We start from the raw sequence: 26,574 nt of genomic DNA, 5'->3' as shown, positions 1-26,574 counted from the left end.
AACTGGGTGTTGCTGGACCGCGTGGGTCTCGGTCACTCGGCGGGCGCCGCGTCCGCGGGAGCCTCGGCCGGGGCGTCGTCCGAGGCGGCCGGAGCCGCGTCGGCCGGAGCCTCGGCCGTCTCGCCGGCCGCCTCGCGCTTGGCGCGCAGCGCCTCGGCGAGCTGGGCCGTCTGCGTCGGCAGGGCGTTGAAGAGCGCGGCCGCGTTCGACAGCGACGCCTTCATCGCACCGGCGAGCTTGGCGAGCAGGACCTCGCGCGATTCGAGGTCCGCGAGCTTGCCGATCTCGGCGGCGTCCACCGACTGGCCGTCGACGAAGCCGCCCTTGATCACCAGCAGCGGGTTGGCCTTGGCGAAGTCACGCAGGCCCTTGGCGGCCTCGACCACGTCCCCGTGGACGAACGCGATGGCGGACGGGCCTTCGAGCAGGTCACGGAACCGCTCGTCGACGCCGGCCTCGTTCGCGGCCCGCTTGGTCAGCGTGTTCTTCACCACGGCGAAACGCGCGTTCTCGCCGAGATTGGTGCGCAGCTCCTTGAGCTGCGCGACCGAGAGCCCGCGGTATTCGGTCAGCACGGCGCCGCTCGAGCTCTCGAATTCCTTCTTGAGCTCGGCGATCGTCGCGGCCTTCTCGGCCTTGGCCATCGGGCCTCCTTCCGATACCTGGGTGAGGAAGCCGCCGGGGCGCAAAAGTCCTGGGAAACAGCGAACGCCCCGGCGCAGGCGCACGGGGCGTCGGGCACGACGCGGAGGTCATGCGGGAAGCTCTCGTCTCACCTACGCGGGCCGCCCGAACGAATCGGGTCCTTCGGACACCCCGTGAAGGGTGACGACCGGCGGTCTTCGGCAGTCCACAGGGTAAGCGAACGCGCCCCGGATAGCCAAATCGCGGGGCGCGGCGCCGATGCCGCACCCCGCGATCGGACGGGTCAGCTCCGCGGGATCGAGGGGGCGCCCGAGCCGGCGCCGCCCGAGCCGCCGAGGTTGCCGAGGCCCTTCAGCATCGCGCTGAAGTCGGTCACCTGGTCCGCGGGCGGCGCCGCGATCTGGACCGGCTTGCCGAACTCGCGGTACGTCATCGTCACCGTCATCGGCGTCTGCGCACTCCGCGACTTCATCTCCATCTTGCGCGGCAGGTTCTGCCGGTCCACCCACACGTCGAACGCCATGGAGTCCATGCCCGCCTTGCTGAGCGTCTTGCGGGCCCTCTCCTGCTGCTCGGCGGGCAGCTTCGCGATGCCGTCGGCCATCCGGTACGTACCGGTGTAGTGGGTGGTCTTGATCCCGCCGACGGTCTCCTCGCCGACCTTGCGCGCGTCCTTGGACGCGGTGAGCAGCTTGGTGTTCTGCACCGGGTCCATCTGGCGGGACTGCTCAAGGAGCTGGTCCATGTTCATGCCGGACTTCTGGCCGAGCTCGTCGAGCGAGACCTTCATCCAGGGCTTGCGGCCCGCCCCGCCGCCGAGCTTCGCCAGCATCGGCATCTTCATGTACATGGTCCGGCCGACGAGGATCTGCTCCATCCCGCCCGTGTCCTGGCCCGCGGCCTTGAGCTCGGAGAAGTTCATGCTGTAGGCGAGGTCGGGCTTGGTGCGGTACTGCATCGTGCCCTTCATCGACACGTCGCCCTGGCCGGCCTCGGTCATCCGCATCGACATGTCGGCCTTGAACGTGTCGGTCCTGCTGGTGTTCTCGGCGGTCTTGCCGAGCACCGCGGCGGCGGTCAGCTTGATGTTCTTGCCGGCCTCGCCCGCCTTGTCGCCGGCGTCTCCGAGACAGCCGGTGAGCGAGAGGGCGAGGCCGGAGGCCACCGCCGTGGCCGCGGCGAAGCGACGGATCATCTGTGGGCTCCCTGTCCTGCGTGGTCGGCGGCCGGAACGACCGGCCGCCGGCCGTCCGCGCGATGTGGCGTTCGGTCCGCCTCGTTCGGTCTGCCTGAGGTCAGACGCACGGGAGCCTACTGGGGTTCATCTGCCCGTGTGGGACGGATGTCACCTGAGATCCGGATCGGGTCAGTTGTGGGGAGTCGATCCGCCGCCGAGGAAGCCTCCAAGCGAGAGGTTCCCGACCTGGTCCGACGGCGGGGGGTTGACGCCGAACGACTTGCCGTAGTCGCTGTAGAGCACCTGCACCGTGCCGGACTGCCCGTTCTTCGCCGTGCCCTTCGACACCAGCTTGCGCGGCAGGTTGTCGCCGTCGGTCCACAGGTCGAAGCTGATCTTCTCGTTGGCCGCGCCGCTCGGGAACCACGTGCTCACCTTCTGGCGCGCCTGCGCGTCGAGCCGGTTGAGCGCGTCCTGCACGGTGACCGTGCCGGTGTAGTGGATCGTCTTGACGCCGTCGACGGTCTCCTCGCCGACCCTGCGCGCGTCCTTCGAGCCGGTGAACATCTTGGTCTGCTCGGCCGGGTTCACCCGCTGGACCTGGTCGATCAGGCCCTTGACGTCGAAGCCGGTGCGCTGCGACATCTGGTTGACGTCGATCTTCAGCCACGGCTTGCCGCCCGCGACGAACTGCGCGAGCTGCGGGACGCGCGCGTACAGCACGTCGTCCTTGAAGATCGCCTGCCCCTTCACCGCGGGCACCGACTGGCCGCCGCGCGCGAAGTCGTCGAGCTTGGCGCTGAACGACAGCTCCGGGCTCAGCCGGAACTGCCCGGTCGCGTGCACGCTCCCGCCGCCGTCGCCGGTGTCGTTCACCGTCAGGTCGGCCTTGAACGTGTCGGCCTGCCCGGTCTTCTGCGACGACTTCAGCAGCGCCTCGCCGGCGCTCAGCTTCATGTTCTCCGTGGTCGTGCCGCTGGACCCGTCCCCGCCGCATCCGGACAGGAGGAGGGCGGCGCCCACGGCGGTACCGCCGGCGGCCACCGCGAATCGTCGGTTCATGAGAAACGTGCCTCCCTGATCGCCCTACTGGGTGATCCCAGTCTCTCCGGGGGCCCGGCGGGCTACATCCCCCGTGGGGACGAATGGGGCACCCGCCGGTACGACCAGCGGCGTACCCCGGCGCGAAGCCGCCTAACGGCCCACCGGCCGCCGGGGACACGCGCGGGAGGCTCCTGGAGCCCGTCCTAGCGGTACGACTTGAAGGTCATCGAGCCGTTGAAGCTCGCGCCCGGCACCGCCGCGTTCAGCCCGATCCACGAGGGACGGCTCGAACGGTCCGACCACAGGTCGAGCGAGACGCCCGTGCCGTCCGGCAGCACCTTGCGGATCTGCGCCGCGACGTTCTTCGGCAGCCGCGCGGACACGTCGCCCATGAGCGCCTTCGCCAGGTAGTGCGTCGAGCCGTACCGGTCGGGCCCGGTCCTGCCCACGCCCGGCACCGAGCTGACGAGGTAGGTGAACTGGCGCGGGTCCGACTCGTTCTTCAGCTTGCTGAGCTGCGTCGCCGTCAGCTTGCTCGAGGTCCACTTCTTGCCGTCGAAGCCCCGCATCGTCCGGCCGCTCACGATCACCTTCTGCGTGACCTTGACGAGCTTGCCGCCCTTCATGCTCTCCCTGACGCCCACCGCGTTCAGCGCGAAGTTCGGCGCCAGCGTGAACGACGCGGTCTCGCGCTGGTGCTCGTAGTCGCCGTTCGCCGCGCCCGACAGCCGCACGTCCGTCACGCGGGTGAACGAGGTGAGCGAGGCGGCGCCGCCTCCGGACGGCTTCGAGGAGCCGCCGCCCGAGCCCGAGCCGCCGCCCTTGCCACCGCCGCCCGCACCGCCTCCGCCGGTTCCGCCGCCGGGGGCGCCGGGGACGCCGGAGCCGGGCAGCGGGGCGGACGGTCCCGCCGGAGTCTTCGGAGCGTGGCCGCCGTTGCCGATCCTGGTCGGATCGTTCTGCGCGGCTATGGCCGCCGGGGGCATCTCACCCGGGTCCTTGGGCGACGAGCCGCCCGTCTTCATCACGGCCAGGATCGCCGTGGGCACGAGGACCACCGCGCTGATGGCGGAGATCGCGATGGCCCGGTCCGTTCGACGGTTCACGAGCCGATTCAACACCAACGACCCCACCGGTAACAAAGCGAACGGCCCTCACAAATGACCATTTCCGGACTGAATTCGTGTAACCCATCCGAACCGCCCAGAAACGGCGACAGGGCGTTCCCGGTCGGGAACGCCCTGTCACACGTACTCTCGGCTTGCCGCCTCGCGTGACCGCTACGCGTCGGCGCCGTCGCCCGCGATGTTGCGCACCACGTTGGGGTCGACGGGGATGCTCGGCCCCATCGACGTGGTCAGCACGGCCTTCTTGACGTAACGGCCCTTGGCCGCCGACGGCTTGAGCCGCTGAACCTCTTCGATCGCGGCGGCGTAGTTCTCCACGAGCTGCCGCTCGTCGAACGACGCCTTGCCGATGATGAAGTGCAGGTTGGCGTGCCGGTCGACCCGGAACTCGATCTTGCCGCCCTTGATGTCGGACACGGCCTTCGCCACGTCCATCGTGACGGTGCCGGTCTTCGGGTTCGGCATCAGGCCGCGCGGGCCGAGCACCCGGCCGAGCCGCCCGACCTTGCCCATCTGGTCGGGGGTCGCCACGACCGCGTCGAAGTCCAGGAAGCCGCCCTGGATCCGCTCGATCATGTCGTCGGACCCGACGATGTCGGCGCCGGCCTCGCGGGCCTCGTCGGCCTTCGCGCCGCCGGCGAAGACCAGCACGCGGGCGGTCTTGCCGGTGCCGTGCGGCAGGTTGACGGTGCCGCGGACCATCTGGTCGGCCTTGCGGGGGTCCACGCCCAGCCGCAGGGCGACCTCGACGGTCGCGTCGAACTTGGTGACCGCGGTCTCCTTGGCGAGCTGGACGGCCTCGACCGGGCTGTAGAGCCGGTCGCGGTCGATCTTCTCCGCCGCGGTGCGGTAGCTCTTGCTGCGCTTCACAGATCCACTCCTCGCGTGGACGGGTGGTACGGGCCGCGCCACGGCCCTTCCACCGGGTTGGCCTACTTGACCTCGATGCCCATCGAACGGGCGGTGCCGGCGACGATCTTCTCGGCGGCGTCGAGGTCCTTGGCGTTCAGGTCGGGCATCTTGGTGGTGGCGATCTCGCGCACCTGGTCGCGGGTCACCGAGCCGACCTTGGTCTTGTGCGGCTCGCCGCTGCCCTTCTCGACGCCCGCGGCCTTCAGGATGAGCTGCGCGGCCGGCGGGGTCTTGGTGACGAACGAGAACGACCGGTCCTCGTAGATGGTGATCTCTACGGGGATGACGTTGCCGCGCTGGGCCTCCGTGGCAGCGTTGTACTGCTTGCAGAAGTCCATGATGTTGACGCCGTGCGGACCGAGGGCGGTACCGACCGGCGGAGCCGGGGTCGCCTGGCCCGCTTGGAGCTGCACCTTGACGATCGCGGCGATCTTCTTCTTCGGAGGCATGCGCGCTCCTCTGTCCCATTGTCAGCGATGGCTCCGACTCCCGTCACCGGGCAACACGGCGGCTGGGACTCTGGCCGCCATGTAGGAACCGCTTGTACGATCCACGCGCGCCCGAGGGCGCGGGAAGGCTCGCCGCCGGAGACCGGCGCGAGAACTCGGGTGGACCGGCCCCGCGAGCGCGGGGACGACCCGTCCAGGATAGGCCCTGCCCGGAGCGGGCCGGTCAGATCTTGGAGACCTGGTTGAACGACAGCTCGACCGGGGTCTCCCGGCCGAAGATCGAGACCAGCACCTTCAGCTTCTGCTGCTCGGCGTTGATCTCGTTGACCGTGGCGGGCAGCGTGGCGAACGGGCCGTCCATGACGGTGACCGACTCGCCGACCTCGAAGTCGACGGTGGCGGCGACCTTGGCCTGCTCCTTGGCCTTGACCGCGCCCTCCTCGGGCTCGGGGGCCAGCAGGTTGGCGACCTCGTCCAGGCTCAGCGGGGACGGCTTGTTGAGCAGGCCGACGAACCCGGTCACGCCGGGCGTGTTGCGGACCGCGGCCCACGACTCGTCGGTGAGCTCCATGCGGACCAGGATGTAGCCCGGCAGGACCTTCTCGTTGACCTTCTGGCGCTTGCCGCCCTTGATCTCGGTCACCTCGTGCTGCGGGACCTCGATCTGGAAGATGTAGTCCTCCATGTTGAGGGTCTGCGTGCGGGTCTCGATGTTGGTCTTGACCCGGTTCTCGTAGCCCGCGTAGGAGTGCACGACGTACCAGTCGCCCGGCTGGAGCCGCAGCTGCATCTTGAACTCGGCGTAGGGGTCGACCGGAGGGCCGGCCTCGGCCTCCGCCTCCTCCTCGGCCTCCACCTGGGTCTCGGCCTCGGCGTCGCCCTCCGACTCGGCGTCGGCGGCGGCCTCGCCTCCCTCGGCGTCGGCCTCGGACACGTTCTCCGGCTGGGCGCCGATCACGTCGGCGGCCTCGGCGGTGTCGGCGGCGGGAGTGCCCGCGCCCTCGGTCTCCGTGTCGGCGGTGCCGGCGTCGGCGGACACGTCCGCGGCCGCCTCGTCCGGCTGGTCGGCCGCAGCAGCCGCAGCGGACTGGGCCTCTTCGATGGCCTCGTCGTAGGGCTGTGAGGGCTCGGACACGGTGACTCTTTCTCTCGTACGGTCTGCGGGGTTCGTTCTGTGGCGCGGTCGGACTGCGGTGCGGGCCGGACCGCGGTGGCGCCGCCCTGCGGGCGGCGGCATCAGCCGAAGACGGCGTAGATGCCCTTCTGCAGGCCCCAGTCGACGCCGGACACCAGCGCGACCATGATCAGCACGAAGACCAGGGACACGGTCGTGTAGGTGATCAGCTCCCGGCGCGTGGGCCAGATGACCTTGCGCAGTTCGGCGATGACCTGGCGCACGAAGAGAGCGGGCGAGGTCCGCTTCGGAGCGGGCTTGCCCTTGCCTTCGTCCTTCGCCGCGGCGTCGCCGCGAGTCTCAGTCGCCATTGTGCCGCCGTTCACCTCATAGGTCGTGATCAACCACCGTGATGTGGTTGCCGCGCGGACCCGCATCGCCGTGTGCCATGGCGTGTGCCATGACACGGCGCGCCACGACGTGGACGGAACGGGTGCGCGCACCGCACCTCGCAGGGCAGGAGGGACTCGAACCCCCAACCGCCGGTTTTGGAGACCGGAGCTCTACCAATTGAGCCACTGCCCTTCAAACTCCCCTGACGGGGATCGTGCACGCCCCCCGGAGGGGGCTCCCGGTCGAGGTGACCCGGGTCGCGCCGGTCCCAGTTTACGGCCCCGCGCGAGCATGACCGTAACACCGATGACGCGGCACTAGGACGGTGAGTCTACGTCGCCGAGGGCCCCGCGTCGAACCGGAACGACGCGGCGCCGCCGGCCGCGCGACCGCGCGTCCCGAGGACCGGCATGAATATATCGCGCGAGTCATCGGACGGCGTCTGTAACGATAGAGGCATGAGCATCGATCGTCCTCGCATCTCCAAGCGCATCGCCACGATCTCCGAGTCCGCCACGCTGGCCGTCGACGCCAAGGCCAAGGCGCTGAAGGCGGCGGGCCGCCCGGTCATCGGGTTCGGCGCGGGCGAGCCCGACTTCCCGACCCCGGACTACATCGTCGAGGCGGCGGTGACCGCGGCGCGGGTGCCGCGCTTCCACAAGTACACGCCGGCGGGCGGCCTGCCCGAGCTGCGGGCCGCGGTGGCCGAGAAGACCGAGCGCGACTCCGGCTACCGCGTCGAGGCGTCCCAGGTGCTGATCACCAACGGCGGCAAGCAGGCGGTGTACGAGGCGTTCGCGGCGCTGCTCGACCCGGGCGACGAGGTGATCGTCCCGACGCCGTACTGGACCACCTACCCCGAGTCGATCAAGCTGGCCGGGGGCGTGCCGGTGGACGTGGTCGCGGACGAGACCACGGGCTACCGGGTGAGCGTGGAGCAGCTGGAGGCCGCGCGGACCGAGCGCACGAAGGTGCTGCTGTTCGTGTCGCCGTCCAACCCGACGGGCGCGGTCTACACGCGCGAGCAGATCGAGGCGATCGGGCGCTGGGCCGACGAGCACGGCCTGTGGGTCATCACCGACGAGATCTACGAGCACCTGGTGTACGGCGACGCCGAGTTCCACTCGATGCCCGTGGTGGTGCCGGAGCTGGCCGACCGGACGCTGGTGCTGAACGGCGTCGCGAAGACGTACGCGATGACCGGCTGGCGGGTGGGCTGGCTGATCGGCCCGCAGGACGTGGTGAAGGCGGCGGCCAACATGCAGTCGCACGCGACGTCCAACGTGGCCAACGTCTCGCAGGCGGCGGCGCTGTCGGCCGTGACCGGCGACCTGTCGGCGGTGGCCGAGATGCGCAAGGCGTTCGACCGGCGGCGGCAGACGATGGTGCGGATGCTGAACGAGATCCCCGGCGTCGTGTGCCCCGAGCCGGAGGGCGCGTTCTACGCCTACCCGTCGGTCAAGGAGCTGGTCGGCAAGGAGATCCGGGGCAGGCGGCCGCAGTCGTCGGTCGAGCTGGCCTCGCTGATCCTGGAGGAGGCCGAGGTGGCGCTGGTGCCGGGCGAGGCGTTCGGCACGCCGGGCTACTTCCGGCTGTCGTACGCGCTCGGCGACGACGACCTGGTGGAGGGCGTGTCCCGGGTGGCGAAGCTGCTCGGTGAGGCCCACTGACGTTCGCACGCGTTCGCGCGTTCACGCGCGTTCTCGTGCTTTTTCGCCGGGGCGCCTGCCGCGATCGCGCGGGCGGGCGCCCCGGCGGGCTTTTCTGGGGACGCCCCGGCGGTTCGGACGGTACCGCCGGGGCGTCCCTTCTCTCTCCCTGCGGCTGCCCTCCAGAACCCCAGGGAAAGCCTCAGAGCTCCGGAACGGCGTCCAGAGCCGCAAGGAAGGTCAGGGCCGTACGCCCTCCGCGATGCTCATGAGCTGGTCGCGGAGCGCGGGGCCGACGAGGACCGTGACGCCGACGCCGGGCCGTTCGACCCAGGTGATCTGGCGTCCGCGGTCGGGACGGTCGGTGGCGACCGCGGGGCGGCCGTGCACCTTGGCCCCGCCCGTCACCGACGGCAGGGACGGGACGCCGGGCACGTCGCCGGGCGCGGTCAGGCCGGGCCCGCGCGTGACGTGGACCTCGGCCCAGCCGCCCGCGCCGGACCACTTGCACGCGGTCGTGGTGCGTCCGCCCTTGCGGTGGTCGGCGCAGGGCGCGAGGGCCTTCAGACCGGTCGGCAGGTAGCCGATCCAGCGCGGGGGCTTCGCGCCGGCGCCGGGCGCGGGCGCGGGTTCGGGGGCGGGGTCGCCGGGCGCGCGCGAGGCGTCCGGGCGGGGGTCCCCGTTCCAGGCCCGTCCCGGGGCGGGAGCGTGCTGGACGGGCCTGGAACGGGGAGGTTCTTGGGGCCGCCGGACGGGCCGCGGCCGTTCGGGGGCCGGTGCCCTCGCCGGCCGTGTCGGTGGGCGAGCCGACGGGGTCCGCCTGGAACGACTGGTAGGCGGGCGTGATCGCGACCGCGACCACCGCCGCCGCGGCGACGCCGACGGCCGCGCGGTTGCGCGCGACGCGGCGCCGGTGCCTGCGGCGGACGTCGCCGGCGAGGGTCGCCGGGGCGGCGGCGCCGGACGCGCGCTCGGCCATGGCGCGCCGCAACTCCTCCTCAAGGTCCACGGGTCAGCCCCCCAGGGGGGCGAGGCTCGCCCCGAGGCGTTCCCGGAGCCTGGCGAGGCCCCGGGACGCCTGGCTCTTCACCGTGCCGACCGAGCATCCGAGCATCTCCGCGGTCTCCATCTCCGACAGGTCCTCCCAGTAGCGCAGGACGAGGACGGCCCGTTGCCGGGGTCCCAGCCTGCGCAGTTCGTCCATCAGCGCCCCGCGCAGTTCGAGGGCGTGACTCTCCGGCGCGGTCGCGACCTCGGGGGGCCGCGCCATGTAGATCTCCCGCAGCACCTTCCAGCGCCGCGTCCTGCTGATCATCAGGTTGACCAGGATCCGGCGCACGTACGGCTCGGGGTCGGCGTCGGGGTCGAGCCGTCCCCAGTGCCGGTACGCCTTCTCCAGCGCGGTCTGGAGGTAGTCCTCCGCGTCCTGCCGCGCCCCGCACATGAGAACGGCGGTGCGCATCAGCGCGTTGCCGCGTTCCGCGACGAAATCCACGAACGACTGCTCATCTCGACGCCCCACGGTGCTCCGTCCGGCTAGCACTCATGCCATCTGTGGGCGGCCCCGTTCCGCCACGCCAAACCCCGTGCCGTGCCTTGCTCGCGGCGCCCCCGCGCCGCGGGACGCGGACGGCCCCCTCGCGCCTGAGGGCCGTCCGCGTCCGGGTCCTCAGGCGGGCGGACGCAGGTGCGACGCGACGTCCCGCAGGCTGCCCGAGAGCAGGGGGCTGCCGTTCAGGTAGAGGGCGTCGCCTCCGGGGGTGAGGACCAGGACGCCGTCGCCCTTCGGAGTCTGCCAGGCGACGCTGCCGCCGACGGTCGTCTTGGTCGCACCGGCCGCGATACCCGCCGCCTGGCGGAGCTGCGCCTCGGTCGCGCGCGGGACTCCCTTCAGCCGCTCGACGGTGAGCCACTGCCCGGCCTTGCCCGTCCACTTCTGCGTGACGGTGCAGATCCGGTGCGTCCCGATGGTCTTGGTGACGGAACGGACCGAGTCGAAGTGCAGGCCGCGCGGGAGTGTGACGGCCTTTTCGACCGTGCCGCCGACGGTGACGGCGGGCGGCAGCTTGTCGCAGGACAGCTTGGGCGCGTTCGGAACGGCGGGCATGCCCGGGACGGCGGGGACGCCGGACGGGACGGGGGACGGAGCGGGGGCGGCGGCGTTCGGTGCGCCCTTGGCGGCGGCGCCGTCGCAGGCGGGCGGCTTCGCGCCGTCGGGGAGGTGCTTGCCGGCGTTCAGCAGGTGCTTGCCGCCGGGGAGCTGCTTGCCGTTCGGGAGCTGCGGGACGTTCGGAACCTTGGTGCCGTTGGGAAGCTGGACGCCCGCCGGGAGCTTGGCTTCGGCGCCCTTGGGCAGCTCGATGCCGGCGGGGATTTTGGCGCCTTCGGGGAGCTTGATGTCGGCGGGGAGTGTCGTGCCCTTCGGCAGGACGGTGTTGGCGGGGAGCTTCGTACCGGCGGGCAGCGTCGTCACCTTGGTCAGCTTGCCGTTCAGCTTGCCGCCGGGGAGCTTCGCGCCGTTCGGCAGGGCGAGGCCCTCGGGCAGCTTGACGCCCGCCGGGAGCTTGACGGCGGAGGGGAGCGTCGCGCCGTTCGGGAGCGTGATGTCCGTCGGCAGGGTGAGGGCGGTGGGCAGCGCCATGCCGTTCGGCAGCTTGGCGTCGTGCGGGAGGCCGTTCTTCGGCAGGACGGACGGGGTGCAGGACGGCAGTCCGTGCGCGGCGGCGGGCTTGGCGGCTTTCGCGGCGGGGAGCCGGGAGTCGCCGGAGCGCAGGCCGGCGTCCGGCTGGGCCACGGAGGCGTACGTCGCGCTTCCGACGCCGACCGCGCCGACCGCCGACGCCACGATCAGTGCGGCCTTGAGCGAAATCATCGTGTATCCCTTCTGCCCCAACGTTTCTCTTGCGCCCCCCAAATACGCGCGACCCCCGCAGGGGGTTGCACGGTTCTCCGAACTTTTTCCGCGGCCCGCGGCACCGGGACCCTGGGCCTACGGCGCCGGGCCCTGGAACGGCCTCGCGACCAGTGCCGACATGGTCGTTCCGGGCCATGGGTGATGACCCGAGCGGGTGGTTGAGTGGTGCCGTGGGGGCCCGCGCGCGACAGCGGAGGCGGCATCGGGCAGCATTACGTCATGGAGGCCCGTACCGTTCCCGCCCGCCCGATACCCGCGCTCCCGAAGGCGCACCTGCACCTGCACTTCACCGGGTCGATGCGCCACTCCACGCTCGTGGAGCTGGCGGCCGAGCACGAGGTGCACCTGCCGGACGCGCTGGTCGAGGACTGGCCGCCGCACCTGCGGGCCACCGACGAGCGCGGCTGGTTCCGGTTCCAGCGGCTGTACGACATCGCGCGGTCCGTGCTGCGGACCGAGGACGACCTGCGCCGCCTGCTGCGCGAGACCGCCGAGGACGAGGCGTCCGAGGGCTCGGGCTGGCTGGAGATCCAGGTCGATCCGAGCGGGTACGCGGCGCGGTTCGGCGGGCTGACGCCGACGGTCGAGCTCGTCCTGGACGCCGCCCGGCAGGCCGAGGAGGCGGCCGGGATCGGGATCGGCGTGGTGATCGCGGCCAACCGCACCAAGCACCCCCTGGACGCCAAGGCCCTGGCGCGGCTCGCCGTTCGCTACGCCGGGCGGGGCGTCGTCGGGTTCGGGCTGTCCAACGACGAGCGGCGCGGCCGCGCGTACGACTTCGAGGGCGCGTTCCGCATCGCGCGCAACGGCGGCCTGCTGTCGGACCCGCACGGCGGGGAGCTGCTCGGCCCGGCGAGCGTCCGCGAGTGCCTGGACACGCTGTCGGCCGACCGGATCGGCCACGGCGTCCGCGCCGTCGAGGACCCGCGCCTCCTCGACCGGATCGTCGAACGCGGCGTCACCCTCGAAGTGTGCCCCGCGTCCAACGTCGGCCTCGGCGTCGCCGCGACGGCGGCGGAGGTCCCGGTCCGCAGGCTGTACGAGGCGGGCGCGTCGATCGCGCTCGGCGCCGACGACCCGCTGCTGTTCGGCTCGCGGCTGGCCCGGCAGTACGAGCTCGTCCGCGCCGAGCACGGCTTCTCCGACGCCGAGCTGGCCGCGCTCGCCCGCCAGTCGATCAACGCCTCGGCCGCCCCGGAGGTCACGCGCAAGCAGCTCCTCGCGGGCGTCGAGACCTGGCTCGCGACCCCGCCCGTTCCGCACCCGCTCGCCTGACACGCGACCGCCCCGCCCCGTCGAACCGCGGTGCGCCGTCGCCGGAGGCGTTCTCCAGGCGACGGCGCACCGCGTGCGAACGGGTCAGGCGCCGACCTCGGCGGGCTCGGGGGCCGGTGCCGCGGCGGTGGTCCCGGCGCGGCTCACCGGCGGGATGAGGAACGCGGCGGCCGCGGCGGCGGCCAGGGTGGCGGTGCCCACCCACAGCGCGGGCAGCAGCCCGTCGGTGAACGCCTGGGGGCCGGACATGTCGCCGTTCGCGGCGAAGACGGCTCCGAGGACCGCGATGCCGAGGACGGTGCCGAGCTGGCGCAGCGCGTTGCTCGTCCCGGACGCGACGCCCGCGTACTCGACCGGCGCGCGGTCGAGGACGAGCCGCGCGAGGGGCGGGAAGAACAGGCCCATCCCGGCGCCCGCGAGCACGAAGCCCGGCACGAACTCGCCGTACGTGGTCGCGGGCCCGGTGACCGCGGCGAGCCAGCCGAGCCCGGCGGCCTGGAACGCCAGCGCGGCGGCCAGGACGGCGCGGGTGCCGATCCGGGCCATCAGCGGCGCGGTGAGCGGCGCGACGAGCAGCGGCATCCCGGTCCAGGGCAGCGTGCGGACGCCGGCCTCCAGCGGCGACATGTGCTGGGTGCTCTGGAGGAACTGGATCAGCAGGAAGACGGCCCCGAAGACCGCGAACGACATCACCAGCGCGATCGCGTTGACGGTGCTGAAGCCGCGGTCGCGGAACAGCCGCATCGGCAGCATGGGGTGGGCCGCGCGCGTCTCGTACGCGACGAACGCCGCGATCAGGACGCCGCCGCCGACCAGCCCGGCGAGGACCTGCGGGCTCGTCCAGCCGTGCTCGTTCCCCCGGACCAGGCCGAGGACGACGCCGAGCAGCCCGGCGGTGAGCAGCGCGGTGCCGGCGAGGTCGAGGCGCTTGGCGGCGCCGCGGCTCTCGGTGAGGAACCGGGGCGCGAGCACGAGCAGCACCGCGCCGACCGGGACGTTCAGCCAGAAGATCCACTGCCAGGTGGCGTACTCGGTGACCGCGCCGCCGACGACCGGGCCGAGCGCGACGCCGAGGCCGCTCATCATGCTCCAGGCGGCGAGCGCGACGCCGCGCCGCGCGGGCGGGACGGCGGCGGCGAGCAGGGTGAGGGTGAGCGGGGTGATCACCGCGCCGCCCGCGCCCTGGACGGCGCGCGCGGCGATCAGCGTGCCGATGCCGGGGGCGAGCGCGGCGGCGGCGGACGCGAGCGTGAACACCGCGAGGCCCGCGACGAACAGGCGGCGGCGCCCGAACCGGTCGGCGACGGCCGCGGCGGGCAGCAGGAGCACGCCGAAGGTGAGGGTGTAGGCGTTGACCGTCCACTCCAGCCCCTCCAGGCCGGTGTGCAGGTCGGCGCGGATGGCCGGGAGCGCGTTGGTGACGATCAGGTTGTCGAGCGCCACCATGAACAGCGCGATCCCGGTGACGATGAACGTGCGCAGCGCGTTGGGTCGCATGTCCTGTCCCTCCGTGATTAGTTATCGGTCACTAACTTCTGGGCCGAAAAAAAAGGGGGTCGGCCCGCCCCGTTCAGGCCGTCACGTCGCGTCACGTCCTGCGGCCTGCGCACCGTCGTCGGCGTCGGCGTCGGCGTCGGCGTCGGCGCAGGTGTCTCGCGTGGCTCCGGCGGTTTCGCGGGCGGCCCATTCCGTCACGGACTTCGACATCAAGGGGCCGGCCTCGTAGGGCACGTCGAGCGCCCGCAGGACGTTCATGAGCATGCCGACGGCCATGAAGCGCGCCATCTCCGCGGGCTCGAAGGCGAGGTACCCGTGCACCGTCCGCCAGAGGCTCGCCCAGCGCTCGCGGCCGACCGCCCGGACGTCCTCGTGGTCGAGCGCGGTCGCGTACACCTGGAGCTGGAACTGGAGGAGGGTCGGCTCGTCCACGAGGAGCCGCTCGTAGCGGTCGCCGAGCGCCCGGTACGCCTCGTGCCCGTGCAGGCCGCCGCCCGCCTCCCGCATCCGCGCCTCAAGGACGTCGAAGCAGCGGTGCACGGCGGCGATGAACAGGGCGCGCTTGGACGGGAACAGCCGGAACAGGTACGGCTGCGAGACGCCGACCCGTTCGGCGATGACCGCGGTGGAGGTGCCCTCGTAGCCGCCGCGGGCGAACGCCTCGATGGCGGCGCCGATCACCTGCTCGCGCCGCTCCTCGGCGCTCATCCTCGTTCCCACGGCAGCTAAGTTAGTGCTCAATCACTAACTTCGTCAAGCTCCTCGTCGCGCCACATCCCCTGCCGGGCCAGATGGCCCATCAGCAGCTCCCCCGCGCCCACGATGTGCCGCCTCATCTCCGTGCCCGCCGCCCGCGCCGCGGCGGCCCGCGCGCCCGGCCCGTCCGGGCGGCCGCGCCCGGGAGCCGCCGCGGCCGACAGGGCCGCCAGGATCCGCCGGTGGTCGCGTACGGCCAGGCCCGGCCAGTCCGGCAGCCGCCCGTACAGCCCGCGCGGCGCGTACCGCGCGACCGACCCGAGCGACCAGGTCAGCTTCGCCGAGCCGGCCGCCAGGTTGATCGCCCGGTGGAACCGGTGGTTCTGCTCCTCCATCACGTCGATCCGCCCGGCGGACTCGGCCTGTTCGAGGGTCCGCTGGAGGCCGCGCAGGTCGCGCAGCGCCTCCGGGGACAGCCGGGCCGCGGCCCGCGCCGCCAGCTCGCCCGCGATCGTCGCCTGCACCCAGAACAGGTCCCGGACGTCCTGCCTGGACAGCGCGGCCACGACGAACCCGCGCCGCGGTTCGAGATGGACGAACCCCTCGCTGCGCAGTGACTGGAGCGCCTCCCGCACGGGCGTGACGCTGATCCCGAACTCCAGGGCCAGCCGTTCGAGCCGGAGGTACTCCCCCGGCCGGACCCGGCCGTCCATGATCAGCGCACGGATGCGGGCGGCGACCTCGTCGCTGAGCTGGGGACGCAGTCCCACTCCCTGCCCGAGTCGCGCAATGGCCACGTCTCACAACGCCCCAACCAGGGCCCTCCCGCGGCGTGGGGCCGCGGGCGCAAGGGCCCTGCCTTCATCATGCGCGCCGGACCGGCCAAGGGGAACGCACGGAGCCCGTCGCGTCCCCGAGAAAACATTTGACGCCGGAACCGCACACCCCGCAGAGAGTTCATGCGAAACGCCCGCGACCGGGACCGACGGCCCCCGCCGTGCCGTCCGCGCAGGAATCAGAGGGCGACGTCGACGAAGACGGGCTCGTTGACCAGGACCACCCCGAACGCGTCGCGGACGCCGTCGCGGACCTCGCGGGCCAGGGCGAGCAGGTCCCCGGTGGACGCGCCGCCCGGGTTGGTCAGCGCGAGCGTGTGCTTGGTGGAGATGCGGACGGGCCCGCGCGCGTGGCCCTTCGCGAACCCGGCCCGGTCGATCAGCCAGGCGGCGGACGTCTTGGTGCGCGGCGCACCGTCCGGGCCCGGGCTCTCGGGGTAGCGCGGGAACGCGGCGTCCGGGCCGAGCCGTTCGGCGACGCGGCGTTCGAGCTCGGCGACCTGCGCCGCGCCGAGGACCGGGTTGGTGAAGAACGAGCCGGCGCTGCGCGTGTCGGGGTCGGCGGGGTCGAGCACCATGCCCTTGCCGCGCCGCAGTTCGAGGACGGCCTCGCGGGCCTCCTTGAGCGGGACGCGCCGGCCGGGCTCGACGCCGAGCCTGCGCGCCAGCTCCGCGTACGCGATCGGCTTCGACTCGTCGGACTCCCGCAGCGCGTACGTCACGTCCAGCACCACGTAGCGGTCCGAGCCCTTGAACACGCTGTGCCGGTAGGTGAACCGGCAGGCGGCGTGGTCGAGCGTGACGACCTTGCGGGCCTGCCGGTCGTACGCGCGGACCTCGACGATCGTCTCGCCGACGTCCTGCCCGTACGCGCCGACGTTCTGGATGGGCGTCGCGCCGACGCGGCCGGGGATGCCCGACAGGCACTCGATCCCGGACAGCCCCTCCTCGACGCAGCGGGCGACGAACGGCTCCCAGTCCTCGCCGGCCTGGGCCCGGACGAGCAGCGCGCCGTTCTCGCCGGAGACCCGCTCGACGCCGCGCGTGCCCGCGTGCACGACCGTGCCGGGGAAGCCCGCGTCGGCGACGACCAGGTTGCTGCCGCCGCCGAGCACGAGGACCCGTTCGCCCTCGTCGTCGGCGCGGCGCACGGCCGCGACCAGCTCCGCCTCGGTCGTCGCCTCCACGAAGCGGCGGGCGGGACCGCCCAGCCGCAGCGTGGTGTAGCCGGCCAGGTTCACCTCTTCAGCGAACACCGCCACGTCGTGTTCCCCCTCCGTACGGTCGACCGCGCGCCCGGGACGGCCCGGCGGCGGCCGGCCCGCGCGAACGGGGACGGACCCGCGCCGTCCCCGCCCGCCGGCGCGTCCTCAGGCGAGCTGGACGACCGCCTTGGCGCGCGTGAGGACCTTCTGCTCGTCGGAACGGGCGGTGAGCGCCACGACGACCCTGCCGCCGTCGAGCTTCTCCTCCACCTTCCCGCTGATCACCAGCGTGGCGCCGCCCTCGTCGGGGACCACGACCGGCGCGGAGAACCGTACCCCGTAGTCGACCACCGCGCCCGGGTCGCCCACCCAGTCGGTGACGAACCTGCCGCCCTGCGCCATCGTGTACATGCCGTGCGCGATGACGTCCGGCAGCCCGACGGCCTTGGCGACCCGCTCGCGCCAGTGGATCGGGTTGAAGTCGCCCGACGCGCCCGCGTACATGACCAGGTCGGCCCGGTCGACGGCGTACGTCTGCGCCGGGATCTCGGTGCCGACCTCGACGTCGGCGTAGCTCACCTTGGCGGTCATCAGGCCCCCCGCTCCACGATCGTGTTGTACGACTTGACGACCAGCTCGCCCTCGACGGTGCGGACCTCGGTCTCGATGACCAGCTTCTCGTTGCTGCCGATCGACTTGATCTCGGTGATCGTCGAGGTGCAGGTCACCACGTCGCCCACGCGCAGCGGCCGGACGTACTCGAAGCGCTGCTCGCCGTGCACCACCATCGCGTAGTTCAGCCCGAGCTCGGGGTCGGCGAGCCCGGCGCCGCCCAGCGACACCACGATCGGGAACGTCGGCGGCGCGATCACATCGGGGTGCCCGGCGACCTTGGCCGCCTCCGCGTCGCGGTAGACCGGGTTGCCGTCGCCGATCGCGTCGGCGAACTCCCGGATCTTCACCCGGCTGACCTCGTACGGGTCGCTGGGCGGGAAGGTCCGCCCGATGAAATCACGGTTGAGTGCCATGCAATCCGTCCCTCCAGGTCGAACAGGGGCTGGTGTGGCCCGCCTGCCCGTCGTGCCCGCGCCCCGGCACCACTTCTCGGTCTGGACGGACGCTAACAGAACGACGTTCAGCCCGCCCTCGCGGGTGGGTGCGAGGACGGGCTGTGATCGTCGAGGCGGGCCGTCGGAGCGAAGTCACCGGTCGAACGTCCGTCGGAAGACGCCGCGCGGAGCCGTGGAGCCTGCCGGGCCCTGCCGTACGCGTCGTTCGCCCGCGTCGGCCGAGCCGGCCCGTGATCGCCGGGCGGGCGGAGCCGCGACGCGCGAACGGTCTCGCGAGGCGTGCCGGACGTGCGAGGCGCGCCGATCGTGCGCGGCGTGCGCGCGAGGCGTCAGCGGGTCTCGCGGTGCGGACGGTGCGTCCGGCAGTTGGGGCAGTACTTCTTGATCTCCAGGCGGTCCGGGTCGTTGCGCCGGTTCTTCCGCGTGATGTAGTTGCGGTGCTTGCACTCCTGGCAGGCCAGCGTGATCTTCGGCCGTACGTCGGTGGCAGCCACGATGGAGTGCCTTTCTGAGCTGGGGACAAGGACGTCGCGTACCTCGGCCGCCCCGGAGGGCGGCCGGCGATTCGGACCCAGCGCTCTCGCCCCCGGGAGGGAGTGAGAGATCTGGGTAGTAGCGAGGGCCGGACTTGAACCGGCGACACAGCGATTATGAGCCGCTTGCTCTGCCTGACTGAGCTACCCCGCCGCGATGGTCGGTGTGGACCGGATTGCAAGGATACCGGAAGTCCACCGCACCCTGGAAACACGAGACCCGGGCCTTGCGTCGCGGAGTCTCGGTTCCGGAAGGTCCGCAGACCGGTCCTCAGGTTACCGCCTGTGCGGATGACCTGCGAATCGTCCCGCTAGAACCGCAGGGACGCTATCACAGCGTGCGGTAAGGAGCGAAATCGGTAAACCACCGCGCCCCCGGCATCCCGTCCGCCACACCGGTCCCGCCGCCGGCGACGCCGCGCCGGGGTACGAGCCCGAACGGTGCGCGGAGCCGTTCCGCCGACTCCCGATCCGCCCCCGGAACACAGAAAAGCCGTTCCCGATGATCTCTGGGAACGGCCTCTGACTGCGGAGCCCCTTTACGGAATCGAACCGTAGACCTTCTCCTTACCATGGAGACGCTCTGCCGACTGAGCTAAAGGGGCCTGCGTCGTTCGCGCAGTGGAAACCATACACGGCCGCGGCACCACATGCGAAATCGTTTGGTCCCCTGCTCGCGGCGCCCGCGGCCCGGGTCGGCGCGGGTCGGCCGGGGCGCCGCGAGGGGCGGGCGGAGGGGTCAGCGCAGGAGGGTCCGGGCGATAACGAGCTGCTGGATCTGGCTCGTCCCCTCGTAGATGCGGAAGAGGCGGACGTCGCGGTAGAGGCGTTCGACGGCGACGCCGCGCATGTAGCCCATGCCGCCGAAGACCTGCACGGCCCGGTCGGCGACGCGTCCGACCATCTCCGAGCAGAAGTACTTGGCGCAGGACGGGCCGAGCTTGGTGTCCTCGCCCGAGTCGTACGCGCGGGCGGCCTCCAGGACCATCGAGCGCCCGGCGTACAACTCGGCCTGGGAGTCGGCGATGAGGCCCTGGATGAGCTGGTATTCGCCGATGGCCCTGCCGCCCTGGCTGCGTTCCTTGGCGTACGCGACGGTCTCGTCCAGGAGGCGCTGGGCGAGGCCGACGCATACGGCCGCGATGCTCAGCCGCCCGTGCGCGAGCGACGCCATGGCCGTACGGAAGCCGGTGCCCTCCGGGCCGACCATGGCGTCCGCGCCGACGCGCACGCCGTCGAGGAACACCTCGGCGGTGTGCGCTCCGCGCTGCCCCATCTTCTGGTCGGACGGCCCGATCGTGAGGCCCGCCGCGCCGCGTTCGACGAGGAACGTGGAGATGCCGCGCGACCCGGCGCCGCCGGTGCGTGCGAACACCATGAACACGTCGGCCTCGGGCGCGTTGGTGATGAAGCGCTTGGCGCCGTCGATCACGTACGCGTCGCCGTCCCGCCTCGCGGTGGTGGCGAGGGCGCTCGGGTCGGACCCGGCCTCGGCCTCGGTCAGCGCGAACGCGCCGATGACCTCGCCGGACGCGAGCCGCGGCAGCCAGCGGTCGCGCTGCCGTTCGGTGCCGGCGTGGACGAGGACCTGCCCGGCGATGCCGTTGCTGGTGCCGAACATCGACCGGAACGCGGGGCTGGCGTAGCCGATCTCGAACGCGAGCCGCACCTCCTCGCTCAGCGAGAGCCCGAGCCCGCCGTACGCCTCGGGCAGCGCGTACCCGAACAGCCCCATGTCGCGCGCGGCGTCCCGCAGCGCCTCCGGGATCGCGTCGGTCTCCTCGATCTCCTCCTCGCGCGGGACGACCCGGTCCCGGACGAAGGCGCGCACGGCGGCCAGCACGTCGGCGAAGTCCTGTTGCTCCATGAGGCCATTCTAGAATCCAATTCCAGAATGGGGCCACGGGGTCCGCGGGGAGATCGCCCGGTTCCCGGTAGAGGCTTCCCCTGTGCCAGGGTGATCATCCATGACCCCGGCGTTCCACCAGGTGTGCGACGAGCTGGTCCGCGCGGCGATCGCCGAGGACCGGTCGTTCGGCGCCCTGCTCCCCCAGCTCATGCGGGCGTCCGAGACCGCGGCGCCCGCCGCCCTGACGGCGGCCATGCCGCGCCTCGCCGAGGGCGTCGCGCAGGCCCCTCCGAACCTCGGCGGCTGGCTCGCGGTCGCCGCCGGTTCGTGGATCGAGAACGGCGCGGACCCGAACCCGTTCGGCGCCGCGCTCGTCGAGCGGCTCACCGAGGTCACCGCGGCGGCCCTGGCGTTCGGCGAGGCGTGGGAACGGTCCGGAGCCGGAGACCCGCCCGGCATGGAGGACGGCCGGCCGTCCCAGCAGGCGCTCGACGTCGTCGCGCCCGCGCTGAAGGACGGCGCGGTCACGGCGATGATGTCGTGGTTCGCGCTGCCGCAGTTCGCGATGTCGGCGTGCACGGTGCTGGCGACGGCGCCGATGGTGCGCGCGTCCCTGACGGACCGCGACCTGCGCGTGTTCGCCGCCGACCGGGCCGTCGCGTACCTGCCGCGGATGGAGTACGTGCGCGACCTGCTGCGCGTCCTCGACGGGGAACGGCTGCTGGTGCTCGACCGCGCCGGCCGCCGCGGATGGACGGTCACGATCAGCGGGATCGGCGACAACTTCCAGCTCCACACCCTGCTCGCGGGCGCGCTGATCGGCCGCCCCGGCGGAATGCCTGGCGAACCGCCGGCCCCCGAGATCGTCGCGTGCTTCCTGAACACCGACGCGCCCGCCGAACGCCCGGTCGTCAGCAGCCCGTGGAACCTGACCGACGCCCACGGCGAACCCGTCTACAACGAGGGCGTCCCCGCCGACGTACCGGCCGTGAACGGCACCCGCGTGCTCGTCTTGGACCCGCCGTCGTACCTGCGGACGTTCCCGGCCGGACGGCGCTTCCCGCTCATGCCCGCCACCCTCACCCTGGAGGGCGCGCACCTCCCCGAGGACCTGGCCGGCTGGTGGCCCCATATCAAGCCCGCCTGAGTCAGAACCTGACGAACACGGCCGTCGCGTCGTCGTACCGCTTGCCGCGCTCCCCGCCCCGTACGGCCTCCAACTCGCGCGTCCGTCGGACGACCTCGCCGGGCCCCTCGCTTTCGAGCAGGTCGAGCAGTTCCGCCCAGCCCATCACCCCGAACCGTTCGACCAGCCGCGCCGCCCCGTCGGACAGCACCGCCGCCCGCCGCACGCCCTCGACCGGCAGCTCACCGGTCAACGCCTCGTACGCCGCCTCGGGCCGGGTGCTCGCGACCCAGAACCCGCCGGGAGCGTTCCGCGCCTCCCGCACGGCCTGGGCGGTGTAGGCGGGCAGCCGGTCGACCCGGTCGTCCCTCAGCACCCGCACCTCGCCCGCGACGTCCACGACCACCGGCGAGTCGGCCAGCACCAGCCAGTCGAGGCGCTCCTCCCGACGCCGCAGCATCGCCACCGTCGCCGACGGGCTGTCGGGATTGCCGAGATCGCAGCTCAACGCGTGCTGCTCGGCGACCGCCTTGATGTTCTCGGCCAGCAGATCGGCCAGCGGCTCCCCGCCCTCCAGCGCCAGCCGCGCCGCCAGCAACCCGCCGAGCCGCCGCACCAGCCACGCCGGATCGTGCCGGCACCCGCTCTCGACCCCCGGCTGCGCCGTGGCCCCGTCCAGCAGAACGACCCAGCCGGGCCCCACCGCCGCGAAATCCTCGTTCACCCGTCCGGGCGTGGCCTCACTCGCATAACCAAAGCGCACAGTGCAGGTTTACCCCACGGCCCACTGCCGACCGGGACAGTAAACCCTCACCCCACCTTGCGGGCCACCATGTGCGCCTGAGGCACCTGCGAGGACCGCCCCGTCCCGTCCGGCTCCCGAAGGAACCGCACGTCCACCGCGAACCCGGCCTTCTCCAGCCACTCCTCGACCCGTTCGGGACGGAACCTGTGAAAGTCCAGCGTCACCTCGATCCCGAACGCCTCCCGCATCTGCAACGGCTCGTCCCCCACCTGGAACCCCAACAGCAGATGCCCGCCGGGCCGCAGCACCCGCCAGAACTCCTCGAACACCCCCACGACCCGTTCCGGCGGCATGTGGATGACCGAGTACCAGGCGACGACCCCGCCGAGGCTCCCGTCCGGCTCGTCCAAGGCGGTCATGCTCCCCTCAACGAACCTCAGCCCGGGATTCCCCTTCCGCGCCACGTCGAGCATCCCGGCCGACAGATCCACCCCGTACACATCGACCCCGCGCGCCGCCAGAAACCCCGTGACCCACCCGGGCCCGCACCCGACATCGACCACGCGCCCCTGCACGACCTGCGCGAACGCCCCCAACATCGCGAGCCCGTACGGCTCCCGCTCCATCTCGCCCTCGAAGTACTCCGCGTACCCGACAGCGATCGCGTCGTACCCGTTCCGCGTATCCCCCACAAAGTCACCCACGCCGGGCACCCTAGCCACTATGGCCCCAGCACTCCCCGCGAGGCTTGACGCGTCGTACGGAAGAAGGCGGCCTTGAGCCTCACGAGCCCAAGACCGCCCGCGCCCTGTTCCAACTCCTACTCACGCCCCGAGAACCCGACGAAATGCAAGGTCCGCTACGGACGAACTCACCGCACCACCGCTAGCGGCCCAGTGACCGACTCGACCCAGGCCCGGTGAGCGGGAACGTCGGTGTAGACGCCCAACCCGTCGTACCCGTCCCAAGTGATGTCGTTGATCCGGCTGAAGGCGCCGAGCAATTGCCAGCTCTGGCCCACCCGCGCGACCAGCGGCCCACCGGAGTCGCCCTTGTCGCCACCCGCGCGAGTGGCGGCGTTGCCGGTACAGATCTCCGTCGCCGGATCAGCCGGCGAGTTGTCGCAGTCAGTGGGCTGGTTGACCTGCGAATCGAGCTGTTGCAGCACAGGCGGCGGAGGACACGCGATATGCCCAGGCGTAGTGCATCCCCAGCCCAGCAAACGCACCGGATCCCCGACCGCGGGCCGCGCACCGATCGCGATGGGAGCCTGAGCCACCGGCTCGTCCAACTCAAGCAGCGCGAGATCATGCCTGGTGCCGTCGTAATCAGGATGCGCCACGATCCGGCTGAGCCCCCGTACGGATCCGCCTTCCGTAGCGGACAGGCTACCGATCCGCACCGTGATATCCCCGGGCTCGTCATTGCTCACGCAGTGCGCCGCAGTAGCGACCCACTCCGGGGAGATCAGACTGCCACCGCAGAAATGAATGCCCCCAGCAGCCTCCTGAACCGACACCATGAACGAATACGGAGCCCCGGCATCGGCCCCGCGAACGATCGCCTGCACAGGACCCGCGACCGCCGTCACCACCAAGGCACTAACAACAACCAACAGCGAACGAAATGAACCACGCACATGTCCTCCAGCGTTCCGAGCGAAGATAACGCGTCCGACGATGTCACCGCTCGATCGAGAACCACTCAACGATCACTAATCACCACAGACAAGAGCCATAATGATCTTCATGCCCCGCTTGCTCGACAACAACGCCCTGGAAAATTCATCCGTGGTCGCCAACTGCACGATGAACCGCGAACGTTCACTCAGCGGCTACAATCGCGAACTCGGCCTCAACATCATGACGGAACTAACAAACCGCAGCGAAAACTCGCCCCGCATACGATGGCTGGACCTGTGCTGCGGCACCGGACGCGCCCTAGAAGAGACCACCCGTCTCCTCGCACACAGAGGCTTGGCCGACCAAATCGAAATAGTCGGGCTCGACCTGGTGGACCACTTCACCGCAGTCCCCACCCCACCAACGCTGCGCTTGATCACCCACTCCGTGACCGACTGGGCCCCAAAGACAGATACGACCTGGTCACCTGCGTACATGGACTGCACTACCTAGGCGACAAGCTCGACGTGCTGGCCCGTGCCGCGTCCTGGCTCACCGAGGACGGCCTGTTCACCGCAAATTTCGACACCCGCTCAATCCGCCGCGCGGACGGAACCCCATGGGGCCGCGCCCTAACACTTGAGCTGCGCAAGCAGGGATTCGTCTACAACCCCACTCATCACCGCATCTCTCGGCACGGCAACCAGAAAACCCACTTCCCCTACACCTACCTAGGCGCCGACGCCCAAGCCGGCCCGAATTACACCGGCCAACCCGCCGTAAATTCGCTCTACACCCGCCCTCTACACTAACCCCCGATACTCCGGCGAACACGCCACGCCCCTCAACCTCACCTTGTTCAACTCTCCCCGAGAGCCACCACAGCCAACGCGAACCCGCGAACCCGGGCCTCGAAAGCCAAGCACAAAAAGAAGACGACAAACCACATCAACAACCAACGCAAAACGGTGTACTACGCCGCCCTCCAACCACAGGAACTCGCAACCCCTCCCCCAAACACCTCGCCCAACATCCAAGAAGATAAGGACGGAACTACGTCCAACCGACACCCTGCCCTGAACACAAGAAGCAGGAGGCAGGCCTTCATGACAAAGAGCGCAAGCTATAGCCCTGTCTGCCTCGTGCGGGGTGGTCATGAACCACCCCGCAGCCAAGGAATTCAAGACTGACGAGCCGTACCTCTCGGACCAGCCCACCGAACACGGCCGGAACGGCACGGGGGTCTGAACGGCACGGGGTTCCCGGCAGACTGCGATCCGCCAGGAGCCGCCCTACTCGCCAGCAAAGCGGGCGTTCACCGCAGGGCGGCCTCGTACTGGTCGCGCCGGCGTTCCCACCGGTCCATGGGCAGGTGGACGAGGTCCGCACGCTCGCCGGCCAGCAGGCCGTCGAGGAATTCGAGGTGCAGGTGCCACCCGGCCAGTGCCAGCGGGTGCATCTCGGGCGGGAAGCCCACCGTGCTGGTGAACGTCAGGTCCGTGGCGTTCCCCGCCGCGCGGAGCTCGAACCGGAGGACTCCGTGGACGTCGGTCTCGTACTCGAGCAGACGCGGCGGTTCATATCGGACGACCTTTCCGTGCAGGGTGACGTACTCGCCCTTGTGGTCGGTGTTCAGCCAGCGCAGCACGATCCTCCCGCCCTCGACCAGGTCCAGCTCGTCGGCCGCTCCCCACCATCCGAGGAGTTCCTCGCGCTCGGTCAGTGCCGTCCACACCCGGTCGATCGGGTGCTCGAACCGCCGCTCGAAGCGCAGTGTGTGAGTGCCGTTGTCGCCGGCCTCCACGACACCGTCGGCGCCACCGGGTTCCGTGATGGGCATCAGACTTCTCCTTCCGGGTTCTCGTCGAGATGCCGTTCCAGCGCATCCAGGCGGCCCGCCCACAGCTTCCGGTACGGGCGCAGCCAGGCGTCGATCTCTTGGAGCGGCTCTGAAGAAAGCTCGTACCAGCGGCGCTGAGCGTCCGGTCGAACCCGTACCAGGCCGGCATCGCGCAACACCCGCAGATGCTTGGAGATGGCGGGCTGGGTCACTTCCAGCTGGTCGGCCAGCTCACCGACCAGCCTCGGCCGCTCCCGGAGCAGGTCGAGAATGCGGCGCCGCATCGGGGCCGCCAGAACATCGAACGCCGTTGACACCTCTCGAATATAACCATCCCGGCATTTAACCGTCAAGGCATATAAGCTCTATCCCAGCGCGTCCCCTCGACGCGCACACCACCTGATCGCCAAGACCAGGAACCCCAACCGCCAACCACAGACCACCCGGACAACACCACAGCCGTCTCAGCGACCGCTTCGCCGCCGCCGTCCAGCAGTACGGGAGGAACCCCGTCTGCACCCACCCGCCTCAACACCTCTCCAGCCCCGGCGACCGGTCTGCCCTGCGCTGACCGGTCCCCCGGCGCCCCGCCGCCCCGGCCCGCTCTGCGAACCCAGGACGCTTGGCCACTGTCGCGTGGTGCCCCGTCCCCGCGGCAGCCGAGAGCGTGGCCGCTGTTCTTCCCCCACCTCCTCCCCGGCCCGGACGAGACCTGTACTCAGCGACGGATGTCAGGGGCGGCGAAGTCATCACGTAGTGACGCCGAAGGGCAGTCCCGCACCACGAATACCCGCCCGCAGAGCGGTTCCGACAGGGCCTCGGTCCTCGCCGTGCTCACACGTATGAAGGTGCAGCC

At 71.3% G+C, this 26,574-nt stretch carries 29 protein-coding genes and 3 tRNA genes; 5 read left to right on the top strand and 27 right to left on the bottom strand.

The genetic code is table 11. The annotated features are described in order from the left end of the window. Window positions 1–32 precede the first annotated feature (32 nt). From rplJ to GEV43_RS18670, 9 genes are all read right to left on the bottom strand, one after another. A complete protein-coding gene (rplJ, locus tag GEV43_RS18705; protein ID WP_160821804.1) occupies window positions 33–644 on the bottom strand; it encodes a 50S ribosomal protein L10 in 612 nt (203 codons plus the stop codon). Between the two features lie 284 nt (window positions 645–928). Continuing rightward, complete coding sequence (locus tag GEV43_RS18700; protein WP_160821803.1) at window positions 929–1,840, bottom strand: LppX_LprAFG lipoprotein; 912 nt, start codon at window positions 1,838–1,840, stop codon at window positions 929–931. A gap of 171 nt (window positions 1,841–2,011) precedes the next feature. Continuing rightward, window positions 2,012–2,884 carry an LppX_LprAFG lipoprotein gene (locus GEV43_RS18695; RefSeq protein ID WP_160821802.1) on the bottom strand — a complete coding sequence of 291 codons (873 nt, stop codon included), beginning with the start codon at window positions 2,882–2,884 and terminating at the stop codon, window positions 2,012–2,014. Window positions 2,885–3,069: 185 nt separating this feature from the next. Then, on the bottom strand, window positions 3,070–3,972 hold the full coding sequence (locus GEV43_RS46890) for a hypothetical protein (protein WP_164717140.1): 903 nt from the start codon (window positions 3,970–3,972) through the stop codon (window positions 3,070–3,072). Window positions 3,973–4,146: 174 nt separating this feature from the next. Further along, window positions 4,147–4,863 (bottom strand): 50S ribosomal protein L1, encoded by a 717-nt coding sequence (rplA, locus tag GEV43_RS18690; RefSeq protein ID WP_160821801.1) that lies wholly within the window; start codon window positions 4,861–4,863, stop codon window positions 4,147–4,149. A gap of 62 nt (window positions 4,864–4,925) precedes the next feature. After that, window positions 4,926–5,354 (bottom strand): 50S ribosomal protein L11, encoded by a 429-nt coding sequence (gene rplK, locus GEV43_RS18685; RefSeq protein WP_160821800.1) that lies wholly within the window; start codon window positions 5,352–5,354, stop codon window positions 4,926–4,928. Between the two features lie 223 nt (window positions 5,355–5,577). Next, window positions 5,578–6,489 carry a transcription termination/antitermination protein NusG gene (nusG, locus tag GEV43_RS50505; RefSeq protein ID WP_309239708.1) on the bottom strand — a complete coding sequence of 304 codons (912 nt, stop codon included), beginning with the start codon at window positions 6,487–6,489 and terminating at the stop codon, window positions 5,578–5,580. Window positions 6,490–6,590: 101 nt separating this feature from the next. After that, complete coding sequence (gene secE, locus GEV43_RS18675) at window positions 6,591–6,839, bottom strand: preprotein translocase subunit SecE (RefSeq protein ID WP_160821799.1); 249 nt, start codon at window positions 6,837–6,839, stop codon at window positions 6,591–6,593. A 141-nt stretch (window positions 6,840–6,980) separates the two neighbouring features. Continuing rightward, window positions 6,981–7,053, bottom strand: a tRNA-Trp gene (locus tag GEV43_RS18670). Window positions 7,054–7,319: 266 nt separating this feature from the next. Here GEV43_RS18670 and GEV43_RS18665 point away from each other — a divergent pair. After that, window positions 7,320–8,531 carry a pyridoxal phosphate-dependent aminotransferase gene (locus tag GEV43_RS18665; RefSeq protein WP_160821798.1) on the top strand — a complete coding sequence of 404 codons (1,212 nt, stop codon included), beginning with the start codon at window positions 7,320–7,322 and terminating at the stop codon, window positions 8,529–8,531. Between the two features lie 219 nt (window positions 8,532–8,750). Here GEV43_RS18665 and GEV43_RS18660 read toward each other — a convergent pair whose 3' ends face one another. The 3 genes from GEV43_RS18660 to GEV43_RS18650 all read right to left on the bottom strand — a co-directional run bounded on the left by GEV43_RS18660 (window position 8,751) and on the right by GEV43_RS18650 (window position 11,382). Continuing rightward, the gene (locus GEV43_RS18660; RefSeq protein WP_160821797.1) at window positions 8,751–8,945 is read right to left on the bottom strand and encodes a hypothetical protein; all 195 of its coding nucleotides are present in this window, start codon (window positions 8,943–8,945) and stop codon (window positions 8,751–8,753) included. Window positions 8,946–9,522: 577 nt separating this feature from the next. After that, window positions 9,523–10,032 (bottom strand): SigE family RNA polymerase sigma factor, encoded by a 510-nt coding sequence (locus GEV43_RS18655; RefSeq protein WP_309239707.1) that lies wholly within the window; start codon window positions 10,030–10,032, stop codon window positions 9,523–9,525. 147 nt (window positions 10,033–10,179) lie between these two features. Continuing rightward, entirely contained in the window at window positions 10,180–11,382 is a 1,203-nt protein-coding gene (locus tag GEV43_RS18650) for a hypothetical protein (protein WP_160821796.1), read from the bottom strand. Between the two features lie 261 nt (window positions 11,383–11,643). Between GEV43_RS18650 and GEV43_RS18645 the strand changes: the two genes are divergently transcribed. Next, window positions 11,644–12,699: an adenosine deaminase gene (locus tag GEV43_RS18645; RefSeq protein ID WP_160821795.1), complete on the top strand. Its 1,056-nt coding sequence runs from the start codon at window positions 11,644–11,646 to the stop codon at window positions 12,697–12,699. A gap of 84 nt (window positions 12,700–12,783) precedes the next feature. Here the strand turns inward: GEV43_RS18645 and GEV43_RS18640 are convergent, their stop codons facing one another. The 10 genes from GEV43_RS18640 to GEV43_RS18595 form a co-directional block, all read right to left on the bottom strand. Next, entirely contained in the window at window positions 12,784–14,196 is a 1,413-nt protein-coding gene (locus tag GEV43_RS18640) for a DHA2 family efflux MFS transporter permease subunit (protein ID WP_160821794.1), read from the bottom strand. 81 nt (window positions 14,197–14,277) lie between these two features. After that, window positions 14,278–14,916, bottom strand: a complete 639-nt coding sequence (locus GEV43_RS18635; protein ID WP_160821793.1) for a TetR/AcrR family transcriptional regulator — start codon at window positions 14,914–14,916, stop codon at window positions 14,278–14,280. Between the two features lie 17 nt (window positions 14,917–14,933). Further along, window positions 14,934–15,689: a GntR family transcriptional regulator gene (locus GEV43_RS18630; RefSeq protein WP_206681214.1), complete on the bottom strand. Its 756-nt coding sequence runs from the start codon at window positions 15,687–15,689 to the stop codon at window positions 14,934–14,936. Between the two features lie 218 nt (window positions 15,690–15,907). Beyond that, complete coding sequence (locus GEV43_RS18625; RefSeq protein WP_160821792.1) at window positions 15,908–16,990, bottom strand: UDP-N-acetylmuramate dehydrogenase; 1,083 nt, start codon at window positions 16,988–16,990, stop codon at window positions 15,908–15,910. A 108-nt stretch (window positions 16,991–17,098) separates the two neighbouring features. Continuing rightward, window positions 17,099–17,524 (bottom strand): MaoC family dehydratase, encoded by a 426-nt coding sequence (locus GEV43_RS18620; RefSeq protein WP_160821791.1) that lies wholly within the window; start codon window positions 17,522–17,524, stop codon window positions 17,099–17,101. Continuing rightward, window positions 17,524–17,961, bottom strand: a complete 438-nt coding sequence (locus GEV43_RS18615) for a MaoC family dehydratase N-terminal domain-containing protein (RefSeq protein ID WP_160821790.1) — start codon at window positions 17,959–17,961, stop codon at window positions 17,524–17,526. The genes GEV43_RS18620 and GEV43_RS18615 overlap by 1 nt, the downstream gene beginning before the upstream one ends. A gap of 371 nt (window positions 17,962–18,332) precedes the next feature. Next, window positions 18,333–18,497, bottom strand: a complete 165-nt coding sequence (rpmG, locus tag GEV43_RS18610) for a 50S ribosomal protein L33 (RefSeq protein WP_026404241.1) — start codon at window positions 18,495–18,497, stop codon at window positions 18,333–18,335. A gap of 119 nt (window positions 18,498–18,616) precedes the next feature. Then, window positions 18,617–18,690, bottom strand: a tRNA-Met gene (locus GEV43_RS18605). A 378-nt stretch (window positions 18,691–19,068) separates the two neighbouring features. Continuing rightward, window positions 19,069–19,141, bottom strand: a tRNA-Thr gene (locus tag GEV43_RS18600). A 134-nt stretch (window positions 19,142–19,275) separates the two neighbouring features. Further along, complete coding sequence (locus tag GEV43_RS18595; RefSeq protein WP_160821789.1) at window positions 19,276–20,403, bottom strand: acyl-CoA dehydrogenase family protein; 1,128 nt, start codon at window positions 20,401–20,403, stop codon at window positions 19,276–19,278. Window positions 20,404–20,503: 100 nt separating this feature from the next. On the opposite strand from GEV43_RS18595, the gene GEV43_RS18590 reads away from it, so the two are divergent. Next, entirely contained in the window at window positions 20,504–21,532 is a 1,029-nt protein-coding gene (locus GEV43_RS18590; RefSeq protein ID WP_160821788.1) for a hypothetical protein, read from the top strand. Between the two features lies 1 nt (window position 21,533). On the opposite strand, the gene GEV43_RS18585 is transcribed toward GEV43_RS18590, so the two are convergent. From GEV43_RS18585 to GEV43_RS18575, 3 genes are all read right to left on the bottom strand, one after another. Continuing rightward, window positions 21,534–22,235 carry a protein phosphatase 2C domain-containing protein gene (locus GEV43_RS18585; RefSeq protein WP_309239706.1) on the bottom strand — a complete coding sequence of 234 codons (702 nt, stop codon included), beginning with the start codon at window positions 22,233–22,235 and terminating at the stop codon, window positions 21,534–21,536. A gap of 86 nt (window positions 22,236–22,321) precedes the next feature. Continuing rightward, window positions 22,322–22,960, bottom strand: coding sequence for a class I SAM-dependent methyltransferase (locus GEV43_RS18580; RefSeq protein ID WP_309239705.1), 639 nt, complete (start codon window positions 22,958–22,960; stop codon window positions 22,322–22,324). A 167-nt stretch (window positions 22,961–23,127) separates the two neighbouring features. Beyond that, window positions 23,128–23,850: a serine protease gene (locus tag GEV43_RS18575; protein WP_309240019.1), complete on the bottom strand. Its 723-nt coding sequence runs from the start codon at window positions 23,848–23,850 to the stop codon at window positions 23,128–23,130. 154 nt (window positions 23,851–24,004) lie between these two features. Here GEV43_RS18575 and GEV43_RS48135 point away from each other — a divergent pair, with 154 nt between their 5' ends. Continuing rightward, the gene (locus tag GEV43_RS48135) at window positions 24,005–24,391 is read left to right on the top strand and encodes a class I SAM-dependent methyltransferase (protein WP_206681213.1); all 387 of its coding nucleotides are present in this window, start codon (window positions 24,005–24,007) and stop codon (window positions 24,389–24,391) included. Window positions 24,392–24,405: 14 nt separating this feature from the next. Continuing rightward, entirely contained in the window at window positions 24,406–24,690 is a 285-nt protein-coding gene (locus tag GEV43_RS48130) for a hypothetical protein (protein ID WP_206681212.1), read from the top strand. 503 nt (window positions 24,691–25,193) lie between these two features. Here GEV43_RS48130 and GEV43_RS18565 read toward each other — a convergent pair. Then, the gene (locus tag GEV43_RS18565; RefSeq protein WP_160821785.1) at window positions 25,194–25,718 is read right to left on the bottom strand and encodes an SRPBCC domain-containing protein; all 525 of its coding nucleotides are present in this window, start codon (window positions 25,716–25,718) and stop codon (window positions 25,194–25,196) included. Continuing rightward, window positions 25,718–26,035, bottom strand: a complete 318-nt coding sequence (locus GEV43_RS18560; RefSeq protein WP_160821784.1) for a helix-turn-helix transcriptional regulator — start codon at window positions 26,033–26,035, stop codon at window positions 25,718–25,720. The genes GEV43_RS18565 and GEV43_RS18560 overlap by 1 nt, the downstream gene beginning before the upstream one ends. Between the last annotated feature and the right edge of the window lie 539 nt (window positions 26,036–26,574).

The sequence above is a fragment of the Actinomadura sp. J1-007 genome (assembly GCF_009793335.1).
In the GTDB taxonomy this organism is placed as follows: domain Bacteria; phylum Actinomycetota; class Actinomycetes; order Streptosporangiales; family Streptosporangiaceae; genus Spirillospora; species Spirillospora yumaensis.
The sequence above is the reverse complement of the archived record's forward strand: the minus strand, read 5'-3'. Positions and strand labels throughout refer to the sequence as shown.

What these genes read in the sequence shown, in the direction of transcription:
- GEV43_RS18590 (WP_160821788.1), top strand. Translation starts at nt 20,504, where the DNA reads ATGACCCCGGCGTTCCACCAGGTGTGCGACGAGCTGGTCCGCGCGGCG.
- GEV43_RS18615 (WP_160821790.1), bottom strand. Translation starts at nt 17,961, where the DNA reads ATGGCACTCAACCGTGATTTCATCGGGCGGACCTTCCCGCCCAGCGAC.
- GEV43_RS18595 (WP_160821789.1), bottom strand. Translation starts at nt 20,403, where the DNA reads ATGGAGCAACAGGACTTCGCCGACGTGCTGGCCGCCGTGCGCGCCTTC.
- GEV43_RS18645 (WP_160821795.1), top strand. Translation starts at nt 11,644, where the DNA reads ATGGAGGCCCGTACCGTTCCCGCCCGCCCGATACCCGCGCTCCCGAAG.
- GEV43_RS18640 (WP_160821794.1), bottom strand. Translation starts at nt 14,196, where the DNA reads ATGCGACCCAACGCGCTGCGCACGTTCATCGTCACCGGGATCGCGCTG.
- GEV43_RS48135 (WP_206681213.1), top strand. Translation starts at nt 24,005, where the DNA reads ATGCCCCGCTTGCTCGACAACAACGCCCTGGAAAATTCATCCGTGGTC.
- GEV43_RS18650 (WP_160821796.1), bottom strand. Translation starts at nt 11,382, where the DNA reads ATGATTTCGCTCAAGGCCGCACTGATCGTGGCGTCGGCGGTCGGCGCG.
- GEV43_RS18620 (WP_160821791.1), bottom strand. Translation starts at nt 17,524, where the DNA reads ATGACCGCCAAGGTGAGCTACGCCGACGTCGAGGTCGGCACCGAGATC.
- GEV43_RS18665 (WP_160821798.1), top strand. Translation starts at nt 7,320, where the DNA reads ATGAGCATCGATCGTCCTCGCATCTCCAAGCGCATCGCCACGATCTCC.
- rplJ (WP_160821804.1), bottom strand. Translation starts at nt 644, where the DNA reads ATGGCCAAGGCCGAGAAGGCCGCGACGATCGCCGAGCTCAAGAAGGAA.
- GEV43_RS18565 (WP_160821785.1), bottom strand. Translation starts at nt 25,718, where the DNA reads ATGCCCATCACGGAACCCGGTGGCGCCGACGGTGTCGTGGAGGCCGGC.
- GEV43_RS18695 (WP_160821802.1), bottom strand. Translation starts at nt 2,884, where the DNA reads ATGAACCGACGATTCGCGGTGGCCGCCGGCGGTACCGCCGTGGGCGCC.
- secE (WP_160821799.1), bottom strand. Translation starts at nt 6,839, where the DNA reads ATGGCGACTGAGACTCGCGGCGACGCCGCGGCGAAGGACGAAGGCAAG.
- rplK (WP_160821800.1), bottom strand. Translation starts at nt 5,354, where the DNA reads ATGCCTCCGAAGAAGAAGATCGCCGCGATCGTCAAGGTGCAGCTCCAA.
- GEV43_RS18700 (WP_160821803.1), bottom strand. Translation starts at nt 1,840, where the DNA reads ATGATCCGTCGCTTCGCCGCGGCCACGGCGGTGGCCTCCGGCCTCGCC.